This window comes from Vibrio atypicus (genome assembly GCF_009811315.1).
Taxonomy (GTDB): Bacteria; Pseudomonadota; Gammaproteobacteria; order Enterobacterales; family Vibrionaceae; genus Vibrio; species Vibrio atypicus.
This window is the reverse complement of the sequence record NZ_BLID01000006.1, coordinates 29,088-43,015: the sequence shown is the minus strand read 5'-3', so window position 1 is coordinate 43,015 and position 13,928 is coordinate 29,088. Positions and strand designations below refer to the sequence as shown.

Genomic DNA, 13,928 nt, shown 5'->3' with positions numbered 1-13,928 from the left:
TCTTCGACTTATCCCAGTGTAAGACTCACCTTATTGGAATAAGTTTAATCCTTAACAAAAAGTGCCATTGATTCTAAATGGCTGGTATGTGGAAACATATCTAACATACCTAATTTATCCAGCTGAAAGCCTTGATTTAGCAAGCTTTGTGAGTCACGAGCTAGGGTAGCAGGATTACAAGAAACATAAACGACTCTTGTTGCTCCAAGTTCAGAAATTTGATCTACAATTCCACTCGCGCCAGCTCGTGCTGGATCAAGCAGTAGTTTATCAAACTTTTCACTTGCCCATGGCTGACCAGTCATGTCTTGTTCCAAATTTGCTTGATAAAAAACGGCATTGTCTAGCTGGTTCAATTTTGCATTGAAGGTGGCTTTTTCAACCATTGAATCGACCCCTTCAACACCAATGACGTGCTGTGCAGTTTTCGCCATCGGTAAACTGAAGTTACCCAAGCCACAGAACAAATCCAGCACACGGTCTTGCTCTGCAAACTCTAGCCAGTTGAGAGCTTGTTCAACCATTTGAGCATTCACCTGTTGGTTGACTTGAATAAAGTTATTCGGTTCAAAAGGAATGGTGACACCCGCTTCTAAATAGTGGGCCTGCTCACCCACAATGCGATCCAATTGGTCTGTTTGCGGCATTAGGTATAGTGTAGCTTGTTGCTCTGCAGCAAACGCTTCCAATTGTGCTTGGTCTTGCTCTTTCAGCGGCTTCATGTGACGCAATACAATCACACGAGTATTGTCCCCTTTGACTAGCTCAATATGGCCAAGGGCATCTTGATTGCTAAACCCTTGCAACATTTTTTGCAATGGTGGTATTAGCTGATTAAGTTCAGGGGCAAGTACAGGACAGTGAGTAACATTAACGATGTCTTTACTCTGCTTTTTACGAAAGCCAAACTTAAGCTGACGCGTTTTTTTATCCACCATCAAACTCACACGAGCACGACGACGGTAACCTTTTGAGTCACCGGTAATCGGCGCTTCTAGTTCAGCGGTTTGACCAGCAAATTTTTTCATCAATTGTGCCAAGGTTTGCTGCTTGTGCTGCTGTTGAGTTGACACATCTGTGTGCTGCATATTACACCCACCACACTCTTGGTAATGTGGGCAAAATGGTTCAACACGCAAATCACTGCTTTTCTGAATCTTGATAAGGTTAGCGCGCGAGAATTTACTCTTACTTTCGGTGATCTGTACCAAAACCTGCTCACCCGGCAACGCACCTTCAATAAAGATTGGTTTTTTATTCTGATAGGCAATGCCAGCGCCAAGGTGATCAAGCTTTTCAATCTGTACAGACTGATGCTTAGTGTTCAGTTGAGTTTTCTTCTTTGGTTGGAAAAAACGCGCCATGCTTTGTGCCTATTTATCTGGTCTTTTGACCTATTGCTCGAATTGCTGCTTCTATTCCAAGCTTTTACGCTGGAATCATTGTCTGAGCCGACTGAGTTTATTATGCTTAGTAATTCGACGGCTTCTGTTATTTAGAAGTTATTTTCCCATATCCACACCACGATGTTTAGACAATAATGACAAGATATGGCTTACGCGCCCGCGTTATTACCCTCACTCTAGCGCCGACGCTAATTATCGGGCTTCTATTGAGTGCGTTTTTCTCCTTTAACCGCTATCACGATCTGGAAAAGCAGGTAATAAACTCCGGTTTAAGTATTATTGAACCTTTGGCGATTGCCAGTGAAGAAGGCTTAAAGAATAACAGTCGAGAGTCCGTGCGCAGAATCATCAGCTACGCCCATAGAAAGAACTCTAAATTTGTCCGTAGTATTGCTGTATTCGACTACAATCACGAACTGTTTGTGACTTCAAACTTCCATCCAAACTTTGAATCACTGACTTTTCCCCGAAATGAGCCCATTCCTCTTCTTGTTAGTTCTTATTTGCAAGAAAACACTCTGATACTCAGAGCGCCTGTGATCGCAGAATCCGGTCTAATTGCGACCGCTCGAAGCCAAGAAAACAACCCGGCACTCGGTTATGTCGCCGTCGAACTCGACCTTTCTTCTCTTCGGTTACAACAATACCAAGAAGTCTTTTCTGCCGTATTGGTATTACTTATCGGCCTTGGGCTTTCAGCAGTCTTTGCTTATCGCTTAATGTATGACGTGACCCGCCCGATCTCGCACATGAAAAACATGGTCGACCGTATTCGTCGTGGTCACTTAGATGTTCGTATCGAAGGCAAAATGCACGGTGAGCTCGACTCGCTCAAAAATGGTATCAACGCCATGGCGGTCTCACTTTCTGAATACCATGTTGAGATGCAACACAGTATCGACCAAGCTACATCGGACTTGCGAGAAACCCTTGAGCAGCTAGAGATCCAGAACGTTGAATTGGACATTGCAAAGAAACGCGCGCAAGAAGCGGCCCGAGTGAAATCCGAGTTCTTAGCGAATATGTCTCATGAGTTAAGAACGCCGCTCAACGGGGTAATTGGTTTTACTCGTCAGATGCTAAAGACCAAACTGACTAACAGTCAAACCGACTATCTACAAACCATTGAGAAATCAGCAACAAACCTGCTTAACATTATCAATGACATCCTCGACTTCTCTAAGCTGGAAGCGGGTAAGCTTGCCCTTGAAAACATTCCGTTCGACTTCCAAGAGTCCTTAGAAGAAGTCGTCAGCCTACAAGCGACTAGCGCCCATGAAAAAGGCTTGGAATTGACGCTGAGAATCGATCCTAAAATTCCAGCGGGACTCGTGGGGGACTCGCTACGTATTCAGCAAGTTCTCACTAACCTTGTTGGCAACTCTATCAAATTTACTGAACACGGCAATATCGACATTAGCGTCGAAATGCGCTCGCAAAAAGAAGATGTGGTCGAGCTGCAGTTTATGGTTCGTGATACTGGCATTGGTATTTCTGAACGTCAGCAGGCGCAGTTATTCCAAGCATTTAGCCAAGCGGATGCTAGTATTTCTCGTCGCTATGGCGGTACCGGGCTTGGTCTCGTCATTACCCAGAAGCTCGTCAGCCAGATGGGCGGGGAAATCAGTTTAACCAGCCGACTACACCAAGGTTCTACTTTCTGGTTTACTTTGAGACTCAACTCAACAGACATGCCAGTCACTGAAATGGTGGATACTGAAAGCTTAGTTCAACGCTCATTACTACTGATTGAGCCAAACATGCAAGCCGCATCCGTTACCCAGCAGCAGCTTGTTCAAGCAGGACTCATGGTCACGTACCGATCATCTCTACCTGAAGAGATCGAAAGCTTTGATTACGTGTTACTTAACCTTGCTCCAAATAAAAAGCTCGAAGAGAAAGCTGTTGAGCTGCAAGTAGAACATGCGTTGCGCTGTGCCCCTCATGTGGTGGTTGGGGTACCAAGTACCACGTTAGCGCTCTCTGATCATCTCATTCAGTCTTACCCTGTACACTGCATCACCAAGCCACTTTCGCGTAAGCGTCTGTTGCAAACACTGTCTGCAAATCAAGAGAACTTACCTATCCTCACAGAGCAGGTACACGACACTTTGGAAGAGACACTGCCACTAACCGTCATGGCGGTAGATGATAATCCAGCAAACTTAAAACTCATCAGCGCACTATTGAAAGAGCGTGTTGATCAGGTGATTACTTGTACCAATGGCTTAGATGCCGTCAACCAAGCTCATGTCCAAGCGTTCGATATCATTTTGATGGATATCCAAATGCCGCATATGGATGGTGTCACCGCGTGTGAGAAAATTAAGCAAACTGAACTCAATGCCTCTACACCTGTAATAGCAGTGACAGCGCACGCTATGAGTGGAGAGCGCGACCGACTTCTCACAGCAGGTATGGACGACTACCTCACCAAGCCAATTGAAGAGCATGTTTTACAACAAGTGCTGATGCATTGGAGTCCCAAAACCACCACAGAGCAGCTCGAAAAACTCGATTTATCCAACCAAGCTCCGCTTGAAGAAGAATCAGAGGCATCGGTGGTCAGTGAGCACTCAAATATGATCATTGATTGGCAAGCTGCGCTGAAACAATCGGCAAATAAAGAAGACCTTGCACGCGATATGTTACGCATGCTCGTGGACTATATTCCTGAAGTTACGGCCATAGTGGAAGGTGCATTGGAAGACGATCATTTTGACACCGATCAGCTTATCCACCATGTACACAAATTACATGGCAGTAGCTCTTACTGTGGCGTTCCAAGATTAAAAGGAATTTGCGCTACGATAGAAAAAGAACTTCGCTCAGGAACAAGCATTGAAGATATAGAGCCAGAGTTGTTTGAATTACAAGATGAGATGGAGAAAGTCGTGGCGAGTGCTAAACCTTACCTCACCACAAATTAAACCCATTGAATGACTAATCCATTTTTTCCACGCGGGCCTGTCGCTCGCCGTGGAAGAACTGATAGTTGTTCTTACCTTCTTCTTTTACTCGATACATGGCTCTATCGGCTCGATGAAGCAATCTTTCGATTTCAATTCCAGTACTTGGCTGCACAGCTATACCCACGCTGCAGCCTACTTTAATCGTATGCCCATTATAGGTAGCAGGACGATTAGCCAACTCAATTATATGAGTAGCGACCTGAGTCAATAATTCATGATCATTCTGTTGCAGCACCAAGTAAACAACAAATTCATCCCCTCCAATACGACCAACAACGCCAGGTACATTACTCTTTGCCTGCAGAGAAGATAAACGACTGGCGAGTTCCGTTAGAATCAAATCACCGGCTGCATGACCATAGGTGTCATTAACAGCTTTAAAGCCATCTAAGTCAACCAAGAGTAGTGCTATGTACTCGCAGCTCTTCGATGCTTGATTGACATATTTTTCACAGCCAAGTCGATTTTTTAGACCGGTCAAAATATCTTGTTCAGCCAAGTTGCGATAGTAATGTTCCCAGTGTTCTATTTGTGATCGTAACTCACGCTCACGCTTTATCGCTTGACGCGAGTTTTCGATAAACGTATTTACACTATGCACAACAACACCAAGTTCATTATTACGGTTGTCGTTATCTATAGGGATATTTTTCGGGTCTTCCGGTGTTGTGGAGTATAGGGTATCCGCTAATGCCGTGAGAGGTCGCCCGATTGTGCGATTGAATACCAAGATCAATGCAATCACGGTAACTAAAAACTGTACGAGAATGAACAATACTTGATTAAAGACTCTATCCAGTGCTTTTTGTTGTAAGGCCGCATGCTTATTATGAATATAGATAGCACCCAATGGTTCTCCATCAGTAGGGGAATAAAGGCGATACTTATTGGCATGCTCCCATAAATTCTCCTCTTCAACGACCAAGTGATTCGAAGCGAAAGCAATACCTTCATCACTTTCAAGCTTTACTGCATCAATTTCTTCATGCAGTAGTAATGCAGAGATCACCTCTTCAGCAATCTCATCATTGTTCACATATAGGGCAATTGCTGCAGATCCCGACAGAGAAAGCACCAGTTTATGCTCCAACTCTTTGTGGTTTTTATCAGCCTGGGCGAAACCAACTGGGATCATGAGTAGCAATATAATCACTAGATAAAAAAGGGCTAAAAGCGTAATCGCTTTCAGTAACTTATTCGATAGTGAGTTTAGCTTTGACCTATTCATCTATTTGTAAAGCGACCTTAACTCCAGAGTTTTGGGGGGGCAATTCGGTCATATAGCCAATCGCCATAGGGTTATCAATAATTTTCTCTAATAGTAATTGATTAGAATCAACCTCTTCAGGTGCTCGCATACTTCCTGAAAACTTAAGTTTAGCCCAATAAGCGTTCACCTGACTTTCTCTCATGTTCGTAACCGTTCTAAAAAAGCGACGACGGTCTTCACCTGTACGGTCTAGTACTTGGTTAATATAGGTCGAACCCAAGGTTTTCTTTCTACCTAGATAAACATCCGCAATGTCATCAATCTCAAATTCTTCGATCGCACTTTTCTCATTCACAACAATATATAAATCTGCGTAAACAGAGCTAGAAACTAGCAAAATTAGGAGGCATAAAATTCTCATATCATCCTCCTAAAAAATAAAGTTCATGTTCAGGGTGTACACTTGTACATCCATACTTTGACTAATATCTTCTACGGAAGATGCCCACAACCCATAGCCATAAGGGTTGATTGTCACATGATCAATTTGTGCTTTGATTGCAATTTGAGAGGAAACATCCCAGCGAACACCTATCGAATAGCTCGCTTGGTCGATACGAACAGAATTGATTGCGGCTCCAGCACCATGCTGAAGTTGTCTCGCTTGCTCTCCGGCTTGCGCTCCTGCCAAGGCACCAATAGAGCTCCAGTCTTGATCCGATTGGTAGTAGTCTGTTGTTGGTTTGAATCGGCCGTACATCACATAAGGAGTAAAGTTTGAGAATGTTCGCCCAAGTAGCGCGTACCCCCCATAACCTTGTGGTACAGAGTCTTTCTTAGCGTTAATTTGAAACAGTTCAGATTGCAGAGTCCAACTGCCATCAAAATAATTGACCGCCCCTTGAAAGTAACTAACTTGGTCATCCTTAACGGTAACCAATTCGGAGGCAAGGTTAGCATCGGCGACAATATTCGGAAAAAATGAGGCTAAAAGAGTATTGTTTGCTAGCCCTTCAATTCCCTGCTGAAGCGCTGTCACACCCTCGCCATGATCGACCGTCAAAGAACCAATGTGAGCGTAGGAAACTTGCCATTTCCAAGGCCCTTTATCTGCTTCTAATGATAAGCTGAAGACATTTTCAATATCTGTTGAATACTCTTCACTGGAAATAGGGATCTCACCCATTTGCTGGTTTCGACCATATTCAATCGTCGCCTGCCAATTAAAGTTGGGGTTATTGGAGTAGTAGGTTGCGCCAATTCCATCCAAGGAATTGAACACAACACCACCATAGAGTTCTTGAGGAGGGCGAACCCAGAGATGGGCATAATCAATATGACGACTATTCGCGGCTGCATATGCACTCACCCCGACACGTCCTGCACGAAAGTCCCAACTGGCATTGGGAGAATATCGAACAAAGGCGAACTCAGTTAATGTGTCCAGGTTATACTCAACACTCTTATCAAGAAGGAGTTGTACGGTTGCTGACCACTGCCTATTAAAGTTGCCATCAAACTGTAAACCAAGGTTGGAGTCGATACCGAAGCTTCCTTGGCTATCTTTTTCTACTGGATGGGTAATATCTCGACGGTAAGCAAGGTCACTTTCGCTATTATAGGTATAGCCTAAAGTACCAAAGCCTGATACTGAATAGTCAAAAGCTTGAGAAGCAAAGCTCCCGCTCAACGCTCCAACAAAGAGCACACTGCGAATCGTTAATTCAATCGTTCTATTGGTCATATACTGCTGTCCTTGTGTCTAGACAATAGTGTTCGATTTATAATTATTTTGAATACTTACAAGTATACCAATAACAAACGAAAGTGTTATAAAGCAAATGCTAAAATATTACGCAAAACATAAAAAAAGCGACGATAAGTCGCTTATTGTTCCAAAATCACTGTTGCGACAGCATAGTGCCGCTCATCAGAAATCGATAAATGAATGTGTTTCACCCCTTTAGCTGTCGCTATTTCTAAGGCTTTATTGCCTAGCTCAAGCAATGGTGCACCATGCTCATCATTGCTGATATTAAAGTCATGAAACGTGACTCCTAGAGCGATTCCTGTCCCAAGTGCTTTCGAAGCGGCTTCCTTTGCAGCAAACCGTTTGGCTAAAAAACGCCCTTGTTGCTTCAAAGTTTGGAAGCGTTGATATTCATTCTCTGTCAGAATTCGTTTCGCAAAGGGTTCCCCTGAGCGTGCGAGAGCTTTCTCAACACGCTCGATTTCCGCAATATCAGTTCCTAGTCCTACAATTGGCATAAAGACTATTTACGAGCGGCAACCATAACGGCTTTCATATCAGCAACCGCTTTGTGCAAGCCGTCAAATGCAGCACGGCCAATAATAGAGTGACCAATGTTTAGCTCATAGATTTCAGGGATAGCTGCAATGGCCGCAACGTTGTGGTAAGTCAAGCCATGACCAGCATTAACAGTAATACCTAGATCATCAGCGTAACTTGCTCCCGCAGCGATCTTTTTCAGCTCATCTTGCTGATCTTCTTCTGTTTCTGCATCAGCATAGTGACCAGTGTGAAGTTCAATAAATGGCGCACCACACTCTTTAGCGGCAGAGATCTGTTCGCGGTCAGCATCGATAAATAAAGAAACTTTAATACCTGCGGCACCCAGTTTTTGCGTTGCTGCTTTTACTTTTTCAAGCTGGCCAACCACATCTAGACCACCTTCTGTAGTGAGCTCTTCACGCTTTTCTGGCACTAGGCACACGTACTCAGGTTGAGTCTGCAGAGCGATCTCGACCATTTCATCAGTCACCGCCATTTCAAGGTTCATACGAGTTTGAAGTGTTTCACGGAGAATGCGCACATCACGATCGTTAATATGGCGACGATCTTCACGTAAGTGAATCGTAATACCATCAGCTCCGGCACGTTCAGCGACTTCTGCAGCATGAACAGGATCTGGGTATTTAGTGCCACGCGCGTTACGTAAAGTTGCAATGTGGTCGATATTGACACCTAAATAGATTGAGCTCATTTTCCAATACTCCGTTTGGGAACCATGGTAATAAAGAGTTCCCTGCTTTTTAATGGTTTGCCGCCAAGATACGGCTTTAAGGCTATACGTGTAAAGCGTTTTGCCGCTTTAAGTTGTTCTTTTGTGGTAAAGCGTCGTTCGCTAATCGCGATCAACTCATCACCTAAAAAGGTTAAATTGTCATGACGAACTGACGCAATAAACCCTTTCTGCTCTCGATATCTGTACGTCATTTTAGGGTCTATAGGCTCCCCACTCCCGGCACAGTTTAAGAAATCCACGCCATACCCCATTGCGGATAACAATGCGAGTTCAAAGCGCCTTAAGGCAGGTTCAGGGTTATCACTTTGCGCCAACTCGGTAAGCGCATGCAAATAATCGTGGAAAAGTGCAGGCATGGCCACTTCCGCCATCAACACCCGTCCTATTAGCTCATTCACATACATTGCTGAATAAAGGTTAATTCCTGACAGTGGCAGACCTAAGCTGATCGGCTCGGCTTGTCTTAAGGTCTTCATCGAACCATTACCAGACCATTTCAGCAATAGAGGGGTAAAAGGTTGCAGCGCCCCCTTTAGGTTGGATCGCTTACTGCGCGCCCCTTTCGACATCAGGGTAATGCGCCCATACTCTTCACTAAACACGTCTAGAATCAAACTTGATTCACTGTAAGGGCGACGGTTCAGTACAAAGCAGCGTTGTAAGCCTTCTGATGACATATGACCTTCTAATACAAAAAAGGAGCCAACGGCCCCTTTTATTCATGATGACTCGGAGCGAAGCAGTGTCGCTTCTCGCACCTTATAAATCGTCGATGTAGCCTAGTGAGCGTAGTGCTCGCTCATCATCAGCCCAGCCAGATTTCACTTTAACCCAAGTTTCTAGGTAAACCTTACGGCCAAACAGTTCTTCCATATCTAGACGTGCTTCACGACCAATTGTCTTGATCTTCTCACCGCCTTTGCCGATAACCATTTTCTTCTGACCGTTACGTTCAACAAGAATTAAGGCATTAATGTGGAAGCCATCAGTTTCAGGGTTGTAATCGAAACGTTCAATCTCAACCGTCACTGAGTATGGTAACTCCTCACCGGTAAAACGCATCAGTTTCTCACGTACAATCTCTGATGCCATGAAACGCTGAGAACGATCAGTCACATACTCTTCTGGGAAGTGGTGCGTCGCTTTTGGAAGATGTTCACGTACATGCTTACGAAGTACATCAATGTTTTTGCCGTGTTTCGCTGAGATTGGCACAACATCCACGAAGTCCATCTTCTTCGACATATCCATCATGTGCAACATAACATCGTTGCGATCTTGAACGTTGTCTACTTTGTTTACACATAGGACAACAGGGAAGTTCGCTTTTTGTAGTTTAGTCAGCACCATCTCATCATCATTGGTCCAGTGGGTACCATCGACTAAGAAGAAAACCAGGTTTACATCACTTAGAGATGAGTTTGCTGCACGGTTCATCAAACGGTTAATCGCACGCTTCTCTTCAATATGGAGACCTGGAGTATCTACGTAGATAGCCTGGTAATCCCCTTCTGTATCAACACCCATAATGCGGTGACGAGTTGTTTGAGGCTTGCGTGATGTGATCGAGATCTTCTGACCTAGAATACGGTTCAGTAGTGTCGATTTACCTACGTTTGGTCGGCCAACTATCGCAACAAAACCACAATGCTGGTTTTCTGGCGTACTTACTGGCTCGCTGCTCGATGAGAAAAACGCATCGATATCAAATTCGTTGTTGTCTGTTGAATCAGTCATTGGTTAATTGCTCTAGTGCTAATTCCGCAGCCGCTTGTTCTGCCTTGCGGCGGCTGGTGCCTTTACCAATAACAGGCTGTCCAATACCTGCCACTTCACACGAAACCGTAAATTCTTGGTTGTGTGCTTCACCTTTAATATTAGTCACTGTGTACGCAGGCAGCGGATTTCTTCGACCCTGAAGGAACTCTTGAAGACGAGTTTTCGGATCTTTTTGCGAAACGCCTGGCTTAATTGCGTCAAGTCGAGTCTTGTACCAACTCAAAATGATGCCACGTACCACTTCGATATCACTATCTAAGTAAACCGCACCAATAATGGCTTCTACAGCATCGGCAAGAATAGAGTCACGACGGAAGCCGCCACTTTTCAATTCACCTGGACCTAATTTTAAGTGATCTCCTAGTTCGAATTCTCGACCTAGTTCTGCCAATGTATGACCACGAACTAACGTAGCACGCATACGGCTCATGTCCCCTTCATTCACTTTAGGGAAGCGGTGATAAAGATCATCAGCAACGACAAAACTTAAAATTGAATCGCCCAGAAACTCAAGACGCTCATTGTGTTTTCCATTAGCGCTACGGTGTGTCAACGCTAAGCTGATAAGATCCGCATCATTAAACTGATAGCCGATCTTCTTCTCTAGTTTTGCAATAGGAGAATTCATGCTCTCTCATTAATTTATTTTAATTCTCTGAACAGTTGGAGCCGCCACTCGGCAACTCCATATGAGAAGAGAAGTTAGTTAATACCACCGATGCGGTTGAAACGCACACCAGTTGGAATCCAAGAAGGTAAAATACTGTCTGCATCACGTTCAAACTCAAAGCTGATCCAAATGCCTACCGCTTTACCCACCAGGTTTGCTTCTGGGACAAAGCCCCAGTAACGACTGTCAGCACTGTTGTCACGGTTATCACCCATCACAAAATACTGACCTTCAGGTACCACCCACTCATTGACACCATTGCGAGGTTCGTAAGCCTCTACACGATCGCGACGAAGTGGATTAACCAAAATTTGATGGCCAACTTCACCCAACTTTTCGTCCAGTTGGATCAACGGGATACCATTTTGGATGAATTGACTCTCTTCTACATTCGATAGTTTTACTTGTTTACAACTCGTCTCACCTGGAGACTGAATGCAGATTTCTTTTTTGCTGCTATAGCGTACTGTATCACCCGGTAAACCAACCACACGCTTAATGTAATCAATACTTGGTTGTGGAGGGTATTTGAAGACAACCGTATCGCCACGCTCTGGTTTGCCCGTTTCAACCAACTGAGTACGCCACACTGGATCTTTCAAGCCATATGCATACTTCTCTACTAGGATGAAATCACCCACCAGCAGGGTTGGCATCATTGAGCCTGATGGAATCTGAAACGGTTCGTAGATAAAAGAACGCAATACGAGTACAGCTGCAATCACAGGGAAAATTGAAACGCTATTTTCAATCCACCACGGCTGCATCTTCACTTTTTCAACAACAGCAGCATCTAAACCGTTAGTTTGAGCTTCAACTTCTGCCACTTTTTCTTGGCGTTTCTTTGCAAAAACCAGCTTCTCTAGAACCCAGACAACACCGGTTACCAAGGTAACAATCACTAGGATGAGTGAAAATGTATTCGCCATTGACTTCCCTTATCTCAAAAATACGAAAGTGAAAGAGCCGAAACCCTTTCACTTATTTTTACTATCTAACGTCTTATGACAGACCAGAGTGAGAGTAGTTCAACTCTAGTCTTTGCCCACGTGCAGAATTGCAAGGAACGCTTCTTGAGGCAGCTCAACGTTACCGATCTGCTTCATACGCTTCTTACCTTCTTTCTGCTTCTTCAGAAGTTTCTTCTTACGGCTCACGTCACCACCGTAACATTTCGCGATTACGTTTTTACGCAGCTGTTTCACTGTCGAACGTGCGATGATGTGGTTACCGATTGCAGCCTGAATCGCAATATCGAACATCTGACGAGGGATGAACTCTTTCATCTTCTCAACAAGCTGACGACCACGTGTTTGAGACTGATCTTTGTGAGTGATCATTGCTAGTGCATCAACCGTGTCACCGTTTAGAAGTACGTCAACACGAACCATATTCGATGCTTCAAAACGCTGGAAGTTGTAGTCCAGTGAAGCATAACCACGAGATGTTGATTTCAGACGGTCAAAGAAATCCAGTACCACTTCTGCCATTGGGATATCGTAAGTCACTGCTACTTGGTTGCCGTGATACACCATATCAACCTGAATACCACGCTTCTCAACACATAGTGTAATAACGTTACCTAGGTACTCTGACGGCACAAGAATATTACAGCGAGCGATTGGCTCACGAATTTCTTCGATATCATTCACTGCAGGTAGTTTTGCAGGGCTATCCACATACAGTAAGTTACCGTTGGTTTCTTCAACTTCGTAAACTACCGTTGGCGCAGTTGTGATCAGGTCTAAGTCGTACTCACGCTCTAGACGCTCCTGAATGATCTCCATGTGCAGCATACCAAGGAAGCCACAGCGGAAACCAAAGCCAAGCGCTGCAGAGTTCTCTGGTTCATAGAATAGAGAAGCATCGTTCAAGCTAAGCTTACCTAGCGCGTCACGGAAGTTTTCGTAATCATCAGAAGATACTGGGAACAGACCCGCGTATACCTGAGGTTTTACTTTTTTAAAGCCTGGTAGTGGTGTTTCACAGCCATGTTTCGCTAGAGTCAGCGTATCACCTACTGGTGCACCCAGGATATCTTTGATACCACATACAACCCAACCAACTTCGCCAGTACGCAGTGCTTCAGTATCCACTTGCTTCGGTGTGAAGATACCAAGACGGTCAACGCCCCAAACTTGGCCTGTGCTCATTACTTTGATCTTGTCGTTTTTCTTCAGTGAGCCGTTTTTAATGCGCACAAGAGAAACAACACCAAGGTAGTTATCAAACCAAGAATCAATAATTAGTGCTTGTAGCGGGCCATCAGGATCACCTTCAGGCGCAGGAATCGCAGACACGATGTTTTCTAGTACATCGTCAACACCAATACCTGTTTTCGCAGAGCATCGAGTCGCTTCCATCGCGTCGATACCAACGATTTCTTCAATTTCTTCTGCTACACGCTCTGGATCCGCTGCTGGTAAGTCGATCTTGTTTAGGATCGGCACTACCTCTAGCTCCATCTCAATCGCGGTATAACAGTTTGCAAGAGTTTGCGCTTCTACACCCTGACCTGCATCGACAACAAGCAACGCACCTTCACACGCCGCTAGAGAACGAGATACTTCGTACGCGAAGTCAACGTGTCCAGGAGTATCGATGAAGTTAAGTTGATAAGTTTCACCATCTTTTGCAGTGTAGTTTAGTGTCACACTCTGAGATTTGATGGTGATACCGCGTTCACGCTCTAGGTCCATTGAGTCAAGAACCTGAGCTGCCATTTCACGGTCGCTTAAGCCACCACAAACTTGGATCAAACGGTCAGATAGGGTCGACTTACCATGGTCGATGTGGGCGATAATCGAAAAGTTACGAATGTGCTTCATGATTTGGGGTGACTAA

Annotated in this window: 12 protein-coding genes; 1 reads left to right on the top strand and 11 read right to left on the bottom strand. The window is 44.5% G+C overall.

What is annotated here, in order from left to right:
• Positions 1-44: 44 nt before the first annotated feature.
• Complete coding sequence (gene rlmD / locus GVO60_RS13580) at positions 45-1,364, bottom strand: 23S rRNA (uracil(1939)-C(5))-methyltransferase RlmD (protein ID WP_159654917.1); 1,320 nt, start codon at positions 1,362-1,364, stop codon at positions 45-47.
• 176 nt (positions 1,365-1,540) lie between these two features.
• On the opposite strand from rlmD, the gene barA reads away from it, so the two are divergent.
• Complete coding sequence (gene barA / locus GVO60_RS13575; RefSeq protein ID WP_159654915.1) at positions 1,541-4,336, top strand: two-component sensor histidine kinase BarA; 2,796 nt, start codon at positions 1,541-1,543, stop codon at positions 4,334-4,336.
• A 13-nt stretch (positions 4,337-4,349) separates the two neighbouring features.
• Here barA and GVO60_RS13570 read toward each other — a convergent pair whose 3' ends face one another.
• From GVO60_RS13570 to lepA, 10 genes are all read right to left on the bottom strand, one after another.
• The gene (locus GVO60_RS13570; RefSeq protein ID WP_159654913.1) at positions 4,350-5,606 is read right to left on the bottom strand and encodes a GGDEF domain-containing protein; all 1,257 of its coding nucleotides are present in this window, start codon (positions 5,604-5,606) and stop codon (positions 4,350-4,352) included.
• Positions 5,599-6,009 carry a hypothetical protein gene (locus GVO60_RS13565; RefSeq protein ID WP_159654911.1) on the bottom strand — a complete coding sequence of 137 codons (411 nt, stop codon included), beginning with the start codon at positions 6,007-6,009 and terminating at the stop codon, positions 5,599-5,601. Before GVO60_RS13565 ends, GVO60_RS13570 begins: the two co-directional genes overlap by 8 nt.
• A gap of 9 nt (positions 6,010-6,018) precedes the next feature.
• Positions 6,019-7,332 (bottom strand): hypothetical protein, encoded by a 1,314-nt coding sequence (locus GVO60_RS13560; protein WP_225874935.1) that lies wholly within the window; start codon positions 7,330-7,332, stop codon positions 6,019-6,021.
• Positions 7,333-7,475: 143 nt separating this feature from the next.
• A complete protein-coding gene (acpS, locus tag GVO60_RS13555) occupies positions 7,476-7,856 on the bottom strand; it encodes a holo-ACP synthase (RefSeq protein WP_159654909.1) in 381 nt (126 codons plus the stop codon).
• 5 nt (positions 7,857-7,861) lie between these two features.
• Positions 7,862-8,593: a pyridoxine 5'-phosphate synthase gene (gene pdxJ, locus GVO60_RS13550; protein WP_159654907.1), complete on the bottom strand. Its 732-nt coding sequence runs from the start codon at positions 8,591-8,593 to the stop codon at positions 7,862-7,864.
• On the bottom strand, positions 8,590-9,312 hold the full coding sequence (recO, locus tag GVO60_RS13545; RefSeq protein ID WP_159654905.1) for a DNA repair protein RecO: 723 nt from the start codon (positions 9,310-9,312) through the stop codon (positions 8,590-8,592). Before recO ends, pdxJ begins: the two co-directional genes overlap by 4 nt.
• Before the next feature lie 82 nt (positions 9,313-9,394).
• Positions 9,395-10,372: a GTPase Era gene (gene era, locus GVO60_RS13540; RefSeq protein ID WP_159654903.1), complete on the bottom strand. Its 978-nt coding sequence runs from the start codon at positions 10,370-10,372 to the stop codon at positions 9,395-9,397.
• Complete coding sequence (gene rnc, locus GVO60_RS13535; protein ID WP_159654901.1) at positions 10,365-11,042, bottom strand: ribonuclease III; 678 nt, start codon at positions 11,040-11,042, stop codon at positions 10,365-10,367. The genes era and rnc overlap by 8 nt, the downstream gene beginning before the upstream one ends.
• 74 nt (positions 11,043-11,116) lie before the next feature.
• The gene (gene lepB, locus GVO60_RS13530; protein WP_159654899.1) at positions 11,117-12,013 is read right to left on the bottom strand and encodes a signal peptidase I; all 897 of its coding nucleotides are present in this window, start codon (positions 12,011-12,013) and stop codon (positions 11,117-11,119) included.
• Positions 12,014-12,118: 105 nt separating this feature from the next.
• Complete coding sequence (gene lepA, locus GVO60_RS13525) at positions 12,119-13,912, bottom strand: translation elongation factor 4 (protein ID WP_159654897.1); 1,794 nt, start codon at positions 13,910-13,912, stop codon at positions 12,119-12,121.
• Positions 13,913-13,928 lie beyond the last annotated feature (16 nt).